This window comes from Aquimarina spongiae (genome assembly GCF_900141785.1).
Taxonomy (GTDB): domain Bacteria; phylum Bacteroidota; class Bacteroidia; order Flavobacteriales; family Flavobacteriaceae; genus Aquimarina; species Aquimarina spongiae.
In genome coordinates this window covers 264,187-282,577 of record NZ_FQYP01000005.1, presented here as the reverse complement: position 1 = coordinate 282,577, position 18,391 = coordinate 264,187, and the positions used below count along the sequence as shown (strand labels likewise).

Annotated in this window: 17 protein-coding genes; 10 read left to right on the top strand and 7 right to left on the bottom strand. The window is 37.1% G+C overall.

Annotated features, from left to right (window positions below):
- Positions 1-19: 19 nt before the first annotated feature.
- Both BUE24_RS12970 and BUE24_RS12965 read right to left on the bottom strand, forming a co-directional pair.
- Positions 20-436 carry an HYC_CC_PP family protein gene (locus BUE24_RS12970; RefSeq protein ID WP_073316449.1) on the bottom strand — a complete coding sequence of 139 codons (417 nt, stop codon included), beginning with the start codon at positions 434-436 and terminating at the stop codon, positions 20-22.
- Between the two features lie 52 nt (positions 437-488).
- Complete coding sequence (locus BUE24_RS12965; protein ID WP_073316448.1) at positions 489-1,373, bottom strand: AraC family transcriptional regulator; 885 nt, start codon at positions 1,371-1,373, stop codon at positions 489-491.
- A gap of 223 nt (positions 1,374-1,596) precedes the next feature.
- Here BUE24_RS12965 and BUE24_RS12960 point away from each other — a divergent pair, with 223 nt between their 5' ends.
- From BUE24_RS12960 to BUE24_RS12925, 8 genes are read left to right on the top strand one after another with little or no spacing between them, the layout of a single operon-like run.
- On the top strand, positions 1,597-2,088 hold the full coding sequence (locus tag BUE24_RS12960; RefSeq protein ID WP_073316447.1) for a c-type cytochrome: 492 nt from the start codon (positions 1,597-1,599) through the stop codon (positions 2,086-2,088).
- A 32-nt stretch (positions 2,089-2,120) separates the two neighbouring features.
- Positions 2,121-3,812 (top strand): GMC oxidoreductase, encoded by a 1,692-nt coding sequence (locus tag BUE24_RS12955; protein WP_073316446.1) that lies wholly within the window; start codon positions 2,121-2,123, stop codon positions 3,810-3,812.
- A 10-nt stretch (positions 3,813-3,822) separates the two neighbouring features.
- Positions 3,823-4,461 carry a gluconate 2-dehydrogenase subunit 3 family protein gene (locus BUE24_RS12950; RefSeq protein ID WP_073316445.1) on the top strand — a complete coding sequence of 213 codons (639 nt, stop codon included), beginning with the start codon at positions 3,823-3,825 and terminating at the stop codon, positions 4,459-4,461.
- A 27-nt stretch (positions 4,462-4,488) separates the two neighbouring features.
- Positions 4,489-5,487, top strand: a complete 999-nt coding sequence (locus BUE24_RS12945) for a sugar phosphate isomerase/epimerase family protein (RefSeq protein WP_073316444.1) — start codon at positions 4,489-4,491, stop codon at positions 5,485-5,487.
- Between the two features lie 4 nt (positions 5,488-5,491).
- Entirely contained in the window at positions 5,492-6,721 is a 1,230-nt protein-coding gene (locus BUE24_RS12940; RefSeq protein ID WP_073316443.1) for a nucleoside permease, read from the top strand.
- Positions 6,722-6,725: 4 nt separating this feature from the next.
- Positions 6,726-7,871, top strand: coding sequence for a Gfo/Idh/MocA family protein (locus BUE24_RS12935; protein ID WP_073316442.1), 1,146 nt, complete (start codon positions 6,726-6,728; stop codon positions 7,869-7,871).
- Positions 7,872-7,875: 4 nt separating this feature from the next.
- Positions 7,876-8,928 carry a sugar phosphate isomerase/epimerase family protein gene (locus BUE24_RS12930; RefSeq protein ID WP_073316630.1) on the top strand — a complete coding sequence of 351 codons (1,053 nt, stop codon included), beginning with the start codon at positions 7,876-7,878 and terminating at the stop codon, positions 8,926-8,928.
- 22 nt (positions 8,929-8,950) lie between these two features.
- Positions 8,951-9,760: a 3-keto-disaccharide hydrolase gene (locus BUE24_RS12925; protein ID WP_073316441.1), complete on the top strand. Its 810-nt coding sequence runs from the start codon at positions 8,951-8,953 to the stop codon at positions 9,758-9,760.
- A 32-nt stretch (positions 9,761-9,792) separates the two neighbouring features.
- On the opposite strand, the gene BUE24_RS12920 is transcribed toward BUE24_RS12925, so the two are convergent.
- The 4 genes from BUE24_RS12920 to BUE24_RS12905 form a co-directional block, all read right to left on the bottom strand.
- Positions 9,793-11,616 carry a YfiR/HmsC family protein gene (locus BUE24_RS12920; RefSeq protein WP_084549523.1) on the bottom strand — a complete coding sequence of 608 codons (1,824 nt, stop codon included), beginning with the start codon at positions 11,614-11,616 and terminating at the stop codon, positions 9,793-9,795.
- Entirely contained in the window at positions 11,613-14,324 is a 2,712-nt protein-coding gene (locus BUE24_RS12915) for a TonB-dependent receptor (protein ID WP_084549521.1), read from the bottom strand. The genes BUE24_RS12920 and BUE24_RS12915 overlap by 4 nt, the downstream gene beginning before the upstream one ends.
- 134 nt (positions 14,325-14,458) lie before the next feature.
- Entirely contained in the window at positions 14,459-14,899 is a 441-nt protein-coding gene (locus BUE24_RS12910; RefSeq protein WP_073316439.1) for a response regulator, read from the bottom strand.
- Positions 14,899-15,303 carry a response regulator gene (locus tag BUE24_RS12905; protein ID WP_073316438.1) on the bottom strand — a complete coding sequence of 135 codons (405 nt, stop codon included), beginning with the start codon at positions 15,301-15,303 and terminating at the stop codon, positions 14,899-14,901. The genes BUE24_RS12910 and BUE24_RS12905 overlap by 1 nt, the downstream gene beginning before the upstream one ends.
- A gap of 285 nt (positions 15,304-15,588) precedes the next feature.
- Between BUE24_RS12905 and BUE24_RS12900 the strand changes: the two genes are divergently transcribed.
- Together BUE24_RS12900 and BUE24_RS12895 are read left to right on the top strand one after the other, a co-directional pair.
- Positions 15,589-16,770, top strand: a complete 1,182-nt coding sequence (locus BUE24_RS12900; protein WP_244548144.1) for a hypothetical protein — start codon at positions 15,589-15,591, stop codon at positions 16,768-16,770.
- A 7-nt stretch (positions 16,771-16,777) separates the two neighbouring features.
- Positions 16,778-17,791: a metal-dependent hydrolase gene (locus BUE24_RS12895; RefSeq protein ID WP_073316436.1), complete on the top strand. Its 1,014-nt coding sequence runs from the start codon at positions 16,778-16,780 to the stop codon at positions 17,789-17,791.
- Positions 17,792-17,837: 46 nt separating this feature from the next.
- Here the strand turns inward: BUE24_RS12895 and BUE24_RS12890 are convergent, their stop codons facing one another.
- Positions 17,838-18,338: a DUF1761 domain-containing protein gene (locus BUE24_RS12890; RefSeq protein ID WP_073316435.1), complete on the bottom strand. Its 501-nt coding sequence runs from the start codon at positions 18,336-18,338 to the stop codon at positions 17,838-17,840.
- Positions 18,339-18,391 lie beyond the last annotated feature (53 nt).

Here is an 18,391-nt window from a genome sequence, read left to right as displayed (position 1 = left end):
ATGAACATTTATTTAATCATCAAATAAGGAAAGTTTCGTTTAATAACTGAAGATCCTTGACCAGAAACGGTGGTGGATATTCTTTAAACGGAATGATATGCTCTTCTAAACCTTCAAAAAGATCCAGGTAAGATTCTAAATAAGCAATAATAAATAATTGCTGATCCAATGTAAATGTATCAAAAGAAGTTTTGAGCTCATCCTGACCTTCTACTTGCAGTTTTTTGTCAGTACAGCATCCCATTTTCTTCATCAAACTTGTTTCATGCTTAGATGTTGCCATCATATCCATCTCACAAGTTTTGGCTTCTTTATACAGTGATACATCCACCAGAGTTTTACCACAATAATGCATATTCACCGTAAATGACATTGTAGAGCACAAGACTACCAATGCCAAAGTAACAGCCGATATTTTTTGAATAAAACTCTTCATGTAGGGTACAAAATTACAAAAAATAATAAAGTAAAGGAATCTATAAACGAAGCTAAGCTATTTTAGGAATAGAAACCTGAAGGTGATTGACATACTTTTGACGATAACTATTTGGTGTATCATCAACAACTCTTTTAAACAATCTATTAAAAAGGGAAAGGCTATTAAAACCACAATCAAAAGCAATATTAGATATAGTATTGTCTGTATTAACCAACAAGTTGCATGCATTCTGAACTCTGACTTCGGTTAGGGCTTGCTTAAAAGTTTTACCTGTATTTTTGAGAAAAAATCTACAAAAAGAACTCTCTGTCATTCCTATTTCATTGGCAACTTGCCTCGTTGATATATTAGTTTGATATTGTTCCTGAATGATTTTGTAGATATCCTTTACTCTTTCGGTAGTAGTAACAGATAGGGCCAAATATTGTCTTGCATCCAAACTTTGATAAGTTACTTGAGCGAATTGATGTAATACATGAAATAATCGTAATAATTTTTCTATCGGAGAAAGATCGACCATTTCTTTGATCAAAGCGCCTATTTCATGCTTTTTATCAGAATTAACCGTCAACCCGGTATTTGCCTGAATTAACAAGTGCTCTATATCTCCAAACTCTTTAAAGTACTTGCTCATTTCCTTAATGTCTGCTCCATTGAATTGGATGACGTACTCTTCATACTCCTCAGATTCAAACCCTACATTAAAGCAATTATGAGGAATATTTGGCCCTAATAAAATCAGATCTCCATCTTCAAACCTACTGATTCTTGTACCTATAAAACGCTTGCCTCTTCCCGAGGGTAGATATACAATTTCGTATTCAGGATGAAAATGCCAACGCCCTTCAAAAGAAGCAAAAGAGGCTTTACAATGGAATACTTTAAACGAGGAGTCCTTTGGGGGAACAACCTTTTCAAAAGCAGCTTTTCTCATACTCTTAAATTATCTGAAAGAACAAAATCGAAGACAATTTAATGCAAAAAAATGCACAACAAGTTAAAAATACTGTAAAGTTTTCACAATAAATTTGACAATACTCCAGACATACCCAACATTAACCTAAAGATTGCTAAAATATCTAGAAATTATTCTGTCTATGTTTCATCGATCCCCTTCTCTAATAAGCTAGAGGGGTAAAAAGAAAACAAGAATTACTATGAAATTATTTTATCGAAGTCTAGGAATAGCATTCCTATTGATCGCTGCAAGCTGTTCTGAAACTAAAAAAGAAAAACAAACGATTACCATTGGTACCAAAAACAACAATATAAAGACCGAAGTAAAAAAAGAAGTCGAAAAAACTCCCGTAATGTTAGACAATAAAGGAGTTGGACCAATTGAATCTATCACTTTCGAAAAAGATATTAATCAAGAACTCGCTACAAAAGGAGAATCACTATTCAAATCAAAATGTGTTGCTTGCCATAAAGCTTCTCAAAAATTTATCGGCCCACCTATGGCAGGTATTTATGAAAAAAGAAGCCCAGAATGGGTAATGAACATGATCATGAATCCTGATGAAATGCTAAAAAAAGATCCGGTTGCAAAGGCACTTCTGAAGGAATACAATAATACACTTATGATCAATCAAAATATCCCAGAAGAAGAAGCCAGAGCAATGGCAGAATGGTTTAGAACCTTGAAATAAAAAATTAATTAATCTCAAAATCATCTTTTACTATGCAAACAGAACCACAATATGATGCAATCGTAGTAGGGACAGGAATCACTGGAGGTTGGGCAGCAAAAGAACTTTGCGAAAAAGGACTGAAAACTCTTGTCTTAGAACGAGGACGAATGGTACGTCATATCGAAGATTACCCCACCATGAACGATGATCCGTGGGACTACGACTATAAAGGACAACCGTCCCGTGAAGAAATTAAAGAACAAGAAAAACAACATAGAACAGGATATGTTACTGCAAAAGCACATCGACATTTCTTTGTAAACGATAAAAAACACCCTTATAACGAAACCAAACGTTTTGATTGGATACGTGGCTATCATGTAGGCGGTAGATCACTAATGTGGGGAAGACAAAGTTATCGACTGAGCGATATCGATTTTGAAGCAAACAAAAAAGAAGGTATTGCAGTAGATTGGCCGGTTCGTTACAAAGATATTGCTCCCTGGTATGATAAAGTTGAAGAATACATAGGCGTAAGCGGAGAGAAATTAGGATTAGAACAATTACCAGATGGCCAATTTCTCCCTCCAATGGAGTTGAATTGTGTAGAAGAACATCTGAAATCAAATATCGCAGATAATTACGGGGATCGGGTAATGACTATCGGTAGATCTGCTCACATCACAGGCACTAAAACCTTTGAAGGTCGAATGAACTGTCAGTTCCGGGATCGATGTATGAGAGGATGTCCTTTTGGAGCCTATTTCAGCAGTAACTCTTCGACTCTACCAGCAGCCGAAAGAACCGGTAACCTCACCCTTAGACCGCATTCTATCGTTCACGAAGTAATGTATGATGATAAAACAGGTAAAGCTACTGGAGTTAGAATAATCGATGCAGAAACCAAAGAAAAGTTTGAATATACCGCCAAGGTCATCTTTTTGTGTGCTTCGGCAATTGCATCTGCCAGTATTTTACTTCAGTCTAAGTCTGAAAGATTTCCAAACGGTATGGGAAATGACTCTGGAGAGCTAGGACATAATATCATGGATCACCATTTTAAAGCTGGGGCTTATGGAACCTTCGACGGTTTTGAAGACAAATATTATAAAGGACGAAGACCCAATGGAATTTACATTCCTCGTTTCAGAAATATTGGCGGAGAGACCGATCAGGAAACCTTTAAACGTGGATATGGTTTTCAGGGAGGTGCCAGCAGACATGATTGGGAAGATATGGTAGCCGAATTAGGATATGGGAAAGAATTGAAAGAGGAAATTCTTAAACCTGGGAAATGGAGAATGGGATTAAACGGTTTTGGTGAATGTCTCCCTTATCATGAGAACAAAATGACTTTGGATTATGAAAAGCTAGATGAATGGGGATTACCTACAGTTACGTTTGATGCTGAATTTAAAGAAAATGAAATCGAAATGCGAAAAGATATGATCAAGCAAGCGATGGATATGCTTAAGAAAGCAGGATTTAAAGACATCGAACCGCGTGACGATATAGGAGGAATAGGATTAGGTATTCATGAAATGGGTACTGCCAGAATGGGACACGATCCAAAGACCTCTGTTCTTAACAAACACAATCAAATTCATGCTGTACCTAATGTATATGTTACAGATGGTTCCTTCATGACCTCTGCTAGTTGTGTAAACCCGTCTTTGACCTATATGGCATTTACCGCCAGAGCTGCAGATCATGCTGCAAAACAAATCTTGAAAAACGCTTAATTCTACTATTATGAAAAGAAGAGAAGCCATAAAAAATATAGGAATATCCGCCGGAGTATTGGTGGCCACACCAACAATGCTAAGTATCCTACAAAGTTGTACCAGAGAGATCCAACTCACCTGGACACCCGAATTGCTTTCGGAAGATGAAGCAAAAGTGCTGGATCAACTCGTAGATCTCATCATTCCGGAAACGGAAAACATGCCCGGAGCCAAAGCGCTTAATGTTCCGATGTTCGTAGATCGGTACGTGAATAATGCTTCAGAGGAAGAAGAAGCCATGCTGTTTAAAAAAATAGCAGGGATCGTCAATAATACCTTGGGAATAAGTGAAGAAAATCCAGTAAAGAAGATCAAGGTAGAAACTTATGACGCTTTACTCTCTAAATATCTTAGAGCTTCCAAAGACCAACAGGAGGCTTACCAAAAGGAGTTGGAAACTATGACTAGCCCTGAAGATCTGGATAAAGTTTCTGAAGACGCTCTTATTTTCACCTATCTATCCTGGGTTCGTGGTTTATCCATTTGGGGATTTAAAACCAGCGCAAAAATCGGAAAAGATGTATTGGCATATATGCCAGTTCCAGGAGAGCAAGTTGGCTGTGATGATCTGGATAAATTGACACAAGGGCGTGCCTGGTCACTATAACTAAAAACAAAACCTAATAGATATACAATGTTCAAATCAATTTTTAGAATAGGCTTATTTTCGCTTTTGGTGATTTCATATTCCTGCAAGGAAAAAACGAATGATAAAGTAGCAACTCAAGAAGAAAAAGAACCTGTAGTTGAAATGAAAGAAGAAGCAAAACCGTTTTTCAAATTATCTCTTGCACAATGGTCTCTTCATAAGGCTATTAAATCCGGAGAATTAAGTCCTATGGATTTTGCAGAGAAAGCCAAAAACCTTGGTTTTGAAGGTTTGGAATATGTAAGTCAGCTGTATACAGAAGAACTCAAAAAAGATCCAGAACCTGAAAAAGCTTTGCAAAATCTTATCGAAGCACTTAAAGCAAAAAGTGATGAGCATGGTATGCAAAATTTGATGATCATGGTGGATCATGAAGGGGATCTGGCAGTGGTTAGCGAGGCTGATAGAGATAAAGCCGTAGAAAATCATAAAAAATGGGTAGATGCAGCTCAGTTTTTAGGATGCCACTCTATTCGTGTCAATCTATTTGGCACCAACGAAACTGAAAAATGGTTGGTTGCAGCTGTCGATGGATTAACTAAATTATCACAGTATGCAGCGACAAAGAATGTCAATGTTATCGTAGAAAATCATGGTTATTTGTCCTCGAATGCAGAACTTTTGGTTCAAGTAATGGAAAAGGTGAATATGCCTAATTGTGGAACACTTCCTGACTTTGGGAATTTTTGCTTAGAACGTGAAGGAGGCGAACGCTGGGGAACTAAATGTGTAAAAGAGTATCCAAAATATCAAGGTGTAGAAGAAATGATGCCTTTTGCCAAGGCGGTAAGCGCAAAATCCTATGATTTTGATGATACCGGAGCAGAAACCACTATTGATTATAAGAAAATGCTTCAGATCATTAAAAAATCTGGATATGATGGGTATATCGGGGTAGAATATGAAGGAGACCGATTAAGTGAAGAAAAAGGAATTATTGCCACAAGAGATTTACTCACTGATCTTTCAACTAAGCTAAACTAAGTTCATGAAAAAAAGCACACAATTTCAGCTTTCCTTGATGATGTTTTTAGAATTCTTCATTTGGGGTGGTTGGTTCGTTACTTTAGGGAGTTATTTACCCAATACACTCAAAACTTCAGACATAGAAACGGGTATGGCCTACTCTACTCAATCCTGGGGCGCAATCATTGCTCCATTTATAATAGGATTGGTAGCAGACCGCTTTTTTAATGCCGAAAAAATATTAGGAGTACTTCATTTGATCGGAGCATTTTTGATGTATCAAATGGCCAATGCCACCGATTTTGGTGTTTTTTACCCTTATGTATTAGGGTATATGATCGCTTATATGCCAACTTTAGCCTTGGTAAATTCGGTTTCCTTTCATCAAATGAATGATCCTGCAAAACAATTCTCATTAGTACGTGTCTTTGGTACGATTGGATGGATTGTGGCTGGTCTATTGATAAGCTACGCTTTTCATTGGGATTCTGAAGAGGGAATAGCTAGCGGTATGCTTAAAAATACGTTTTTGATGACTGCTATAGCCTCAGCTTTCTTGGGCGTTTTTAGTTTTACCTTACCTAAAACTCCACCCAAAGTAAGTAAGGATCAAAAAATAACCGTATCCGAAATTTTAGGACTAGACGCACTTAAACTACTCAAGGATCGCAATTTCCTGATCTTTTTCCTATCGTCTGTCCTGATTTGTATTCCGTTAGCCTTTTATTACCAACATACCAATCAATTTTTGAGTGAGATCAAAGTACCGAATCCAACGGGTAAAATGACCATTGGACAGGCCTCAGAAGTGTTATTTATGTTATTACTTCCCTTTTTCTTTAAACGGTTTGGTTTTAAAAAAACACTTTTGGTAGGAATGCTCGCTTGGGGTATTCGATATTTATTGTTTGCATATGGTAATTCAGGAGAATTGGCTTTTATGCTGATTATAGGAATAGCAATGCACGGTATTTGTTATGATTTCTTCTTTGTTTCCGGACAAATCTATACGGATAGTAAAGCCGGTGAGAAAGTGAAAAGTGCTGCGCAAGGACTAATAACCCTGGCTACATACGGAGTAGGAATGCTGGTAGGTTTTTACGTTGCAGGAAAAATAACCGATGCCAATGTTATCGGTGATGGCCAACATGATTGGAGTAGTATTTGGACATTCCCTGCAATATTTGCCGCCGTAGTATTGGTATTATTTGCCGTATTTTTTAAAAATGAAAAAATAGAATATAAAGAGTAGTAATATGACCCGACTCAAAATGGGAATGGTAGGCGGTGGCATTGGTTCGTTTATAGGAGATGTACATCGTAAGGCTGCAAGTATTGATGGAATGATTGATCTTGTGTGTGGAGCTTTTTCTAGTAGTACCGAAAAAAGCTTAGCTTCTGCCGAGGCTTTAGGAATCCCAAAAGAACGTGCTTACGGTAGTTTTGAAGAGATGATTCTTGAAGAAGCCAAACTTCCTGAAGAAGAACGAATGGATTTCGTCTCTATTGTAACTCCCAACCATATGCATTTCCCGCCTGCAAAAATGGCACTGGAACATGGTTTTCATGTAATTTGTGATAAACCAATGACACTAACTTTGGATGAAGCTTTGGAACTAGAGAAAATAGTTCATTCTTCAGGAAAAGTTTTTGCACTTACGCATAACTATACCGGCTATCCGATGGTAAAGCAGGCCAAAGCGATGATTGCCAAAGGAGATTTGGGAGATCTCCGTAAAGTTTGTGCACAATACCTACAGGGCTGGTTAGCCACCTCTGTAGAAAAAACAGGTCAGAAACAAGCGGCCTGGAGAGTGGATCCCAAAAAATCTGGAATCGGAGGCGCTCTGGGTGATATCGGCACTCATGCCGAAAATCTAGTTGAATATATCACAGGACTACAAATTGAAGAATTAGCCGCAGATCTTTCTGCTTTTGGAGAAGGCAGGACACTGGACGATGATGGCAATATCTTATTGCGATTTGATAATGGCGCTAAGGGAGTGATGACCTTCTCACAAATCGCTACTGGTGAGGAAAATAACTTAGGGGTAAAAGTATATGGTACCAAAGGAAGTATCGAATGGTATCAGGAAAATCCAAATGAACTCACTGTACGTTGGTTAGAAAACACCAAGCAAATATTCACCCCAGGAGGTAATGGAGGGTATCCTGAATCCTCTGATTATGTACGTATACCTGCAGGACATCCTGAAGGATATCTAGAAGGTTTTGCCACAATGTACAGAAGCTTTGCCCAAGAGTTACTCAACGTAAAAAATAACCAATCGCAATCAGCTTCTCCAGATTTCCCAACCGTAAAAGACGGTGTACGTGGAATGAAATTTATCTACGCAGCTGTAGAGAGTAGTAACAATAATGCTTCATGGACAAAAATCTAACCATATGAAAACGATCAAAGGACCTGCTATATTTCTTGCTCAATTTATGGACGATTCTGCTCCGTTTAACTCCCTTGATGGGCTATGCAAATGGGCTTCAGAACTAGGATACAAAGGCATACAAATCCCTACCTGGGAAACCCGATTAATCGATTTGGAACAAGCCGCACAAAGCCAAACCTATTGCGAAGAGTTAAAAGGTAAAATAGCATCATATGGATTAGAGATTACCGAGCTTTCTACCCATTTGCAAGGTCAGTTGGTGGCAGTGCACCCCGCTTATGATATTATGTTTGACAACTTTGCTCCCGACCCATATAAAAACAATCCTAAGGAGCGTACCAAATGGGCTGTACAACAGGTAAAAAATGCCGCTACAGCAAGTAGAAGATTAGGACTAAATGTCCACGCTACTTTTTCTGGTGCTCTACTTTGGCATACGATGCACCCCTGGCCGCAACGCCCTGCTGGCTTGGTAGAAATGGGATTTAAAGAACTTGCAGATCGATGGCTTCCTATACTCAATCATTTTGAAGAAGAAGGTGTGGATGTTTGTTACGAGATTCATCCTGGAGAGGATCTTCATGATGGAGTTACTTTTGAACGCTTTCTAGAAGCTACAGGAAATCATAAAAGAGTAAACATCCTATATGACCCTAGTCATTTTGTATTGCAACAATTAGATTATATCGAATATATAGATCATTATCACGAATTTATCAAGGCTTTCCATGTAAAAGACTCGGAATTTAACCCGAATGGTAAAAAAGGCGCCTTTGGTGGTTATAGTGATTGGATTGATAGAGCGGGTCGATATCGTTCTCCTGGTGACGGTCAGGTTGATTTTAAAACTATATTTTCAAAACTTACTCAATACGGATGTGATGTTTGGGCGGTAATGGAATGGGAATGCTGTATCAAATCTCCTGAGCAAGGAGCTAAAGAGGGAGCTCCTTTCATCCAAAGTCATATCATAGAAGCTACTCAAAAGGCATTTGATGATTTTGCTGGCGCAGAAATTGATAAAGAACATCTGAAAAAAATATTAGGATTATAAACCTATAAACAACGGTACTACAATGAAAAAAGCGATTCTACTTTTGTCTCTAATAGGGCTTATCTATTCATGCAAAGAAAAGACTGCTGTTACCGAAGAACAGGTCGAGGAAACCCAACAGGAAGAAGAGACCAAACCTGAAGTCCCTGAGCAAGAAATTACGGATCCAAAAGCTACGGAAATATGGGAGCCAGAACCAAAAGCAGTATCGTTTAATGAAAACAATGTGCCTTCTGACGCCATCGTGTTGTTTGACGGCAACAATCTAGAACAATGGGTTTCTGCAAAAGACTCTATTTCTAAGGCTGGTTGGACTATTAATGCAGACAAAACTATGACCGTAAAACCAGGTGCCGGAGATATACAAACCAAACAATCTTTTGGGAGTGTACAATTACATTTGGAATGGAGTGCTCCAGATGTTATCGAAGGCGAAGGACAAGGAAGAGGAAATAGTGGTGTATTTTTTCAAAACAAATACGAAGTACAAATTTTGGATAGTTATCAAAACCGAACTTATAGTAATGGGCAAGCTACATCAGTCTATAAGCAACATATTCCTTTGGTAAATGCTACCAAATCTCCGGATCAATGGCAGACCTATGATATCATTTTCCATGCTCCTGAGTTTGATGATCAGGGTCAAAAAACAAAATCTGGTACCTTTACAGTTATCCACAACGGAGTATTGGTACAGGATCACGTAGAGATTTTAGGTACTACTGAGTACATCGGTCCTCCTAAAAATCCAGCTCATGGTAAAGGGCCAATCAAACTACAAGATCATAGCAATCCTGTTCAATATCGTAACATCTGGATTAGAGAGTTATAAAAAGGAAGAATACTCTAAGATAATTTTGGAAATTATGCCGGTAAGGTAAAGTAAAATGTACTACCCTTACCTACTTCAGAATTTAACCAAATCTTACCTCCGTGAGATTCTACTATCTTCTTACAATGGGCTAAACCAATTCCTGTACCTTGGTACTCTTCTCGGGAGTGTAATCGTTGGAAAATAGCAAAAATCCGTTCTTGGTGTTCTTCGGGTATCCCTATTCCATTGTCCTGTACAGAAAACTTCCATAAATCCTTTTGTCCTTCACTAAGGTCTGTAATCTTGGTACATTCTATCTTTATTTCGGGAGTTGTGTCCTTACCCCTAAACTTAATACCATTACTTATTAAGTTTTGTAATAATAATCTAAATTCAATCTCAGAACCTCTTAAAACAGGTAGTTTATCCGCAATAATTTTAGCCCCGGATGTTTTAATTCTAGTTCCCAGGTCCTCTTTTAGCTCTTCCAGAACTTTATTACAATCTATTTCAACATAATCCCTATTTCTGCCTAGGCGTGAATACTCTAACAGCGCATCGATCAGTTTCTTCATGCGTATACTTGCATCTTTGATGAAGAATAAACTTTCTTTCCCAACATCATCAAAACTATCTCCATAATCTTCGGCAATAAGACCTATAAAGCTCGAGATAGTATTTAAGGGTTCCTGTAAATCATGACTAGCAATATATGCAAACTGTTCCAGCTCTTTATTTTTGGCTTCCAACTCCAGGGACTGCTCGTAAATAGCTAGGTTTTTGGCCTGTAATTCTTTATTGAAACGTTTCTTAGCCAGGTATCCTCTATAAATAATTAAACCAGCTATTACAAAAAGCGCAACCAGACTTATTAAAAGTATGTTGATTTTCTTTTGTGTATCGATCTCAGAAGTTTGCTCTTCTAAGATCTTATTCTGATCCTCTATTTGTCTTTTTTGTTCTTCGAGTACTTTATTTTGCTCTAGAATCTCTTGATGACTGTTATTGATTTGTTTTTCCTGATTCTGAATGTAATCAATTTGATCCTGAATATTTTTTTCCAGTTCTTCTTCTATCAATACCTTTTCTTCGAATTTCTTTTGCTGTATTTGACTTTCGGTATACAGATCCCTAATCGCCCTGTTTTGAGTACTTATTTCACGTTTTTTAGTATCTAACTCATCAAGCTGATTACTAATCTTATCTTTTTGGCTTTGTATTTCACGATCTTTATCCTCTAATTGAGATTCTTTTTCTTTATTCTCTTCTTGAACTTCGGTGAGTGATTTTTCGGTTTTCTTATAGAGACGTTTCCATTTTTCTGAAGAGGTAATGGCATATCGCCGTAGACTGGGTGCAACCGTAAAACCTTCATTTTGGATTCTACTAAGGTTAATTTCATACTCAAACGAATCTCCCACATTAACCATATTGATCATAGAAGCATTGAAGTTATAATCTTCGGTAACCAAAAGAATATTCTTATCTCTAATCTTGCTTAGGATATAATAGATCTCGTAGTTGTATTTGTTATTTACATAAAGTAGATGGACCTCTTTAACATCCTTTACCTGCTGAAATCGAATAATTTCGACAGGTTTATTAAAAATCTTACGTTTCTGCGCTAGTGCACTCAAATCAATGGTCGTTCTATCCGGGCCAAGAACACCAATCTTAAAGCTATCTTGATCTTCAAGATTCGGCCACCCCACCTGTTGTGCAAAATTGAACACAAAAATAGCGCGTTGCAGACGCTTCACTTCTTCGTTACCTAACTCCTGAGCCACAGATTTTGAAAAGAAAAAAAAGCACAAGCAAAGCCCAATCAAAAGACTCCCTATACTTTCCTTACTTCTAAGTGATATTTGCATCATAGCCTTAATAAAACTCTAGCAAAATAATTAGCTCCATTCACCCCAAATTGTTGTACTCTTCTACTATACATAAAATTTCCATCATCTGTATTTGCAGAATGCGTATGCTTATCAGGGAAAACATTAAAGATATTGTTCCCTCCAATAGTACATCGAACATAATCATTTATTTGATAAGAAATCGTGGCATCCGTAACTAATTTTGGAGAAAAAGTTTGATCCCTGGTTTCTATGTTTCCAGTAAATTCGTTTAACACCCAATTGGCCTGGTCTCCATCATTGGGATGGATAAACTTCACCTCTCCAAACAATGTATTCACTAATTGAAATCGAAATTTATCTATTTCATAAGATAGTAGTGAATTTACTTTATATCTGGGTTGCCCATACTCTACCCGAGCAATCTCTTCTCTATTAAAAAGCACCTCTTCTTGTCCCACTAATGCAGGGGAAACTTTGATAGGCCCTTTGACTTGTGTTCTAGTGATATTGGCTCCCAAAGATGCATTAAACTCCCCTTCCGCCAACGGTGTTTTATAAAACAACACCGCATCTGCCCCGGTTGTTTTTGAGTCTATCGCATTGGTAAAAAACTGAGCAGCACCTACATTAAATGGTTCTAAAATCGCTTCATAACCTTCAGCAAATCTACCAGAGAGTACAATTCTATCATCAATATCTATCTGATAGTAATCTACACTAAATGTAAAATCATCGCTAAACTTACCACTGATACCCGCACTGAAATGACTTGATAATTCTGGTTTTAGATTTCCTATTTGAAATGCTTCCGTAACAATTGCGCTTTCATTATTAAACGTTCCTACCTGAAGGCTTTCCCCGTTAATAAATTGTGTACTTATATTCTGGAAATACACCTGATGTAATGATGGAGCTCTAAATCCCGTAGAAAATCCTGCTCTAACACTAATATCATCATTGATTCTGTATCTACCAGATAACTTCCCGATCAACTGTTCTCCAAAATCATTGTAGGATTCATAGCGCAATGCACCTCGTACCAATAATTGATCTGTAAGATTCGCCTCGACATCCAAATATCCAGAGGTATTGGTTCTAAATCTGTTTAACTCGCTTTCTGGAGGAAACCCAGGAAAGACCTGTGCTCCTGCTACTCTGGGTACTTCTTCCCCTAAATCATTAAAGAAAGTACTACCTCCATCAATATAAGAAGCTTCTTCTCCGGCAACTATTTGGTAGTTTTCTACGCGTAACTCCGCTCCAAAAGCTATGTTTACACCACTTAACCAATCAAAAGTTCGGGAAATATCTAAGTTTGTCGTGTTTTGTTTATAGATAAAACCACCCGCGTAAAAAGTTCTGGGAGAAGCAATTCCTAAGGATGCATTATTAGAGTTATTTACAGTATAATCTAATCTATTGATCCCTATAGAATGACTGAAATCGACATCCCATTCATTTTTTACCCCTCGAATACCACCTGTAACCGCATCATCTTGAATATCTGTTAAAATCTCTGGAGAGAAACCGTTGGGAAACAATTCTAGAACTACCCTTTCCTGATCTTTGGGGAAACGATAAAAACCTTTGGATCTCCCTTCGCGATAGTTTCTACCACCATGCATATAGAAGGTAGCCTTATCCGACATTTTGATCTCCCCATTAAAGGATAGCGTTAGATTTTGAGTCTCTGCACTACCAATCTCCATCACTCTTCTTCCAGAATATCCTGTTTGTCCGAAAAAATTATTTTGTTCAATCAATACGTTATCAATGGCGGGATCATCATTATACACGGTTCCCGTATAGTTTCCCGCTCTATTTACCGATTCTCGATCTCGATACTCTGCAGTCACATTAATATAACCTTCATCTCCTATTTTCAACCCAAAATTTGCGGAAGAATATACACTTAGCCCATCTCCTTCGGTGGTGATTCCGGCTCTATTATCCACCTGAATAATTTCCGTCTGTTTCTTAAGAATGATATTGATCACCCCCGCAATAGCATCTGACCCGTATTGTGAGGTGGCCCCATCCCGCAATACTTCTATTCGTTCTATGGACGCTATCGGAATTGCGTTAAAATCAGTTCCTACAGAACCTCTCCCGATAGTTCCATTTACATTCAATAAAGAACTACTATGTCTTCTTTTTCCATTGACCAAAACAAGTACCTGATCTGGCCCCAGCCCTCTCAAAGTAGCAGGATCAATATGATCTGTTCCATCGGCGATCGTTTGGTGCGTAGAATGAAAAGACGGAATTAAATAATGTAAAATATGACTTAATTCTATTTGTGATGAATTGCTCAATTGTTGAGGAGAAATAATATCAACGGCAGCTGTATTTTGTAATAGAGAAGTTGGTTTAGCTCGAGACCCTAAAGAAATAGGTTGATCCATAGAAAATCCAGTTTCTAATACAAAGTCAACTACTGCAGTATCTCCTACCTTCACCACTACAGACTTGGATACTGTGGTATACATCACAAAACCTGCGCTGACTACATATTCTCCTTCTTCTACATTGAACAAATAATTACCATTTACATCTGTGGTGATACTCTTTTCGGTTCCTTCGATCGTAATTCTCGCTCCAGGTAAATTACCAAACTGATCTGAGACATTACCGGATATAACTGCTCTTGATTGAGCATGTATTTCACCTAACCCAAAACACACGAAAAACACCAAAAGATATAGCGAATATCTTTTCTTTAACATAGGATTAGAATTAAAAACAATGAAGTTTGAATATTTATTGATTTCGAATTTGATAATTTGTGTGTTAGGGGTAAATAAAACTAATACATGAAGATAAAAATTGCAAATATTTTTGAGAATATCAACCCACGTATTTATAAAACTCTGTTATTTTCTGAAGAATTGGATTCGATATCTATATCGTTAAAATATTGATTGATTATTTTGCCCACAGTAATCTTGGAAAGCATCTTCTCGCTAAACTCTTTGATCTCAGAGATGCTGTTGGCTTTTATTAACTCTTCCTTACTCAAAGCAGCTCCGATCATCAAAACGATGACTGCTTTTTCATCCTTATCCTCCAATTTTTGATATTCGGAAAGAAACTCCCAACCGTCCATAACGGGCATATTAATATCTAAAAAAATAAGTTCTGGATGTATTGAGTTAGACTGTATCCATTTCAACGCTTCTTCTCCATTTTGAACCGTAACCACTTCTTCAGCGCAATTCAACTTTTCAATAATTGTTTTATTAAAAAAATTGGTTGCCTTACTGTCATCGACCAGAAGAACTTGTTTCAATTTTCCCATCATCAAAAATGATTTCTCAATACACTATCTAATAAATCTGGAGATAAAGGCTTATTTATGAAGTCTTCTACGTTGTGATTTTTGGCAGATGCCAACACGTCATCAGGATTAGAGGAAGTAGACAAAAGAATTACCTTGATCCCTTTGGTGAAGCTATGATCTAACTTTTCAAATTCCACCAAAAACTCCCATCCGTTCATGGCGGGCATATTGATATCTAGAAAAATAAGATCTGGTTTTGTAGCCTCATCCTTTTCGACGGCAGATAAATATTCTAGAGCAGCTAAACCACTTTGAACTGTGTTTACTTGATCAAAACCATTGTGTCTGGTAACTACTCGCTCGTTAAAAAAATTAGTAGCTTTATCATCGTCTACTAACAAAACGCAATTAACAGATTTACCCATAAAACTTTCCAATTACGCTCAAAGGAAAAAAACTTATTCCAATTTTCCATCATAAAACTAAATTTTATGAGATAGTTTTCGTCTAAACCATTGATTTTTACGATTAAATGAACAAGAAGAAATAATGCTTAATGAAATTAAAGCTATTACCACAGTAACAAAATAATGACATAATCGTCTCATTTTGATAAACCTTTAACAGAAGGTAATAGGAAAATAAACGTAATTTTGGAATAAACGAGATTCTTACTAGAGAATTTTTGTAAGGGATATATGATAGAAAAGTTGAAAAATATATGTAAGGTCAATGTACTAAAGTATGATTGTTATGATCGTATTGAAGATGTACCTATTGAAGATTGGAATTCGGTTAACAAAAAAAACAACACCTTTTTATCCTTGGCATATCTTCAAACACTTGAAGACACACTTTTAGAAAATATAAAGTTTAGATATATTGTATTTTATGAAGGTACCACGGCCGTAGGGATAGCTGCAGCGCAGTTGATAAAATTCAACTCTGCCGAATTGAAGTTTCAAGAATTTCCATGTAAGATTAATGAAGCCATTAAAAACACTTTATTCAAAAATTTGGAGGTAAAAGTGTTGGTTTGTGGTAATCTATTTTCTTGTGGAGAGCATGGTTTTCTATACGACTCCAACAAGGTTACCGCAAAACAAGCTTTTGAAAGCTTATCCAATGCATTAAGAGAAATAAGAAAGTCTGAAAACACAGAAAAGCCTTCGTTTATTTTGCTTAAAGAGTTTTGGCCACAATCCTTTGCCGAGAGTGATTATATTAAAGAACATGATTTTAGGGAATTCAAAATCGATGTGAACATGGTAGTTCATATAGAAGATAGTTGGAGTACATTTGACGATTATCTATCCAGTATGCGTACCAAATTCAGAACCCGGGCAAAAAAGGTGTTCAAAAAATCTGAGAACATTGTTATTCGGGATTTCGGTAGTGAAGATATTGAACAGTTTCAAAAAGAAATCGACCGACTCTATCTATCGGTAATCGAAAAGGCAGATTTTAAGATTGGAAAATTAAACGCATCTACCTTTAAGCAACTAAAGCAGAACCTAAAAGATGCATTTATTTTTAGAGGATATTTTCTAAATGAAAAATTAGTTGGATTCACCTCTTCCTTTGTGCTTGGAAATGTACTTGATGCCAATCATATAGGTATAGATTACACATACAACAAAGAGTACGACATCTATCAAAAAATGTTGTACGATTATGTAGATTTGGCGATAACGAACAAGGCAAAGGAACTTCGACTGGGAAGAACAGCCGAGATCATCAAAAGTTGTGTTGGCGCAAAGCCAGTGGAGATGAAATTATATGTTAGACATGGAAACTCCATTTCTAACACTTTACTTAAACCCTTGGTAGAGTTAATTTCTCCTAGTGAGTACGAAATCCGTAATCCTTTTAAACAACTTCTATTAGATTAACCCAACTATGGATTCTTTAACTCAAATTGTATTGGGCGCAGCAGTTGGCGAAGCAACACTGGGTAAAAAAGTAGGAAACAAAGCCATGTTTTGGGGAGCTGTTGCAGGAACCATTCCAGATTTGGATGTGATCGCCAACTTTTTTGTGGACAATGTGACTGCTAATGAATTACACCGTGGATTCTCGCATTCTATTCTTTTCAGTATCCTAATGGCCCCTATTTTTGGGTGGATCATTGCCAAACTATACAAAAACAAAGAAGCTGATTGGAAAGATTGGAGTAAACTCATGTTCTGGGGATTGTTTACCCACCCTATCCTAGATGCGTTTACCACCTGGGGCACACAACTCTTTTGGCCTTTTGATTATAAGGTTGCCTTCAACAATATCTTTGTTGCTGATCCCCTATATACTGTCCCTTTTTTAATCTGTGTGATCATAGCAATGTTCTACAAAAGAACACATCCCAAACGAAAAAGATATAATAATTTGGGACTGTACCTCAGTAGTTTCTATATGCTCACTACCCTTGTGCTTCAGCAAAATGCCAGAGCTAACTTTTCGAATAGTCTGCAAAATCAACATATTCAGTATAACGAAATTCAAACACGCCCTACTCCACTTAACACCATCTTGTGGACGGCTAATATTGAAACTCAGGATTCATTTTTGATAGGCTATCATTCACTATTGGATGAAGATGATATTATTGACTTTTCAGAATTCCCAAAGAACCATCATCTACTTGGTGAAATGAAAAATGATCCTCTTATCCCAAGATTGATCAAACTTTCTGAAGGTTGGTATACTATTGAAAAGAGAGATGACAAAACCTATTTCAACGATCTGCGATTTGGAACCTTGGGTATTGGTGATCAAGCAGAGCGTTTTGTTTTTAGTTACGAACTCTATTATGATAAAGAGGGAAACTTGCAGGCAAAAGAACGAGCTCGTGAAGTTGAAGAAGCCTCTCCATTATTAAGCAAATTATGGGATAGAGTCCTTGGAAACAAATCATAAAAAAAGCCTGAAAAATTCAGGCTTATATTTTTATGTTGGATGTATTTTAAGCAAACTGGCAAATAACGCCACCCATAATAGCCAAACATACTGTCCAATAGCCGACGTTCACTGCTATATATTTAAACCCTTTTCTTTCAAACATTGCATTAGTTCCTAAAACCGGTAACACAAAGAACAGTCCTACAATTACACCATGCAGTACTCCATGGCCAAAACTCCTGTGATTTTGTCCGTAGTTTTCCATATAAGTTTGTGAAAACTTATATGTTTCGGAACCTGCTTCATTCCATGTAGGATCTGCCATTAGACTAGAGAAAAAACTATATTGATGTATTACCATCCCTGAAAGTATCGAAGCCAGGAAAAAACTAAATACATAACTAAGGATAAAAATAAGTGCCATATTTCCTCCTTTCAAATCTTCTTCGGTAAATCCGCATGCATTCATCCATGCTGTTCCGAATACTTTGGGATTATACCATATAAATCCTAAAATCATGGGGATCAGAGCCGCCAAGGCGGTAATCAGAAAATTAAATTCCATATTGATTAGTATTAAATGTTGTTACTCAAATATAAGTAAATCTAATTTGTACC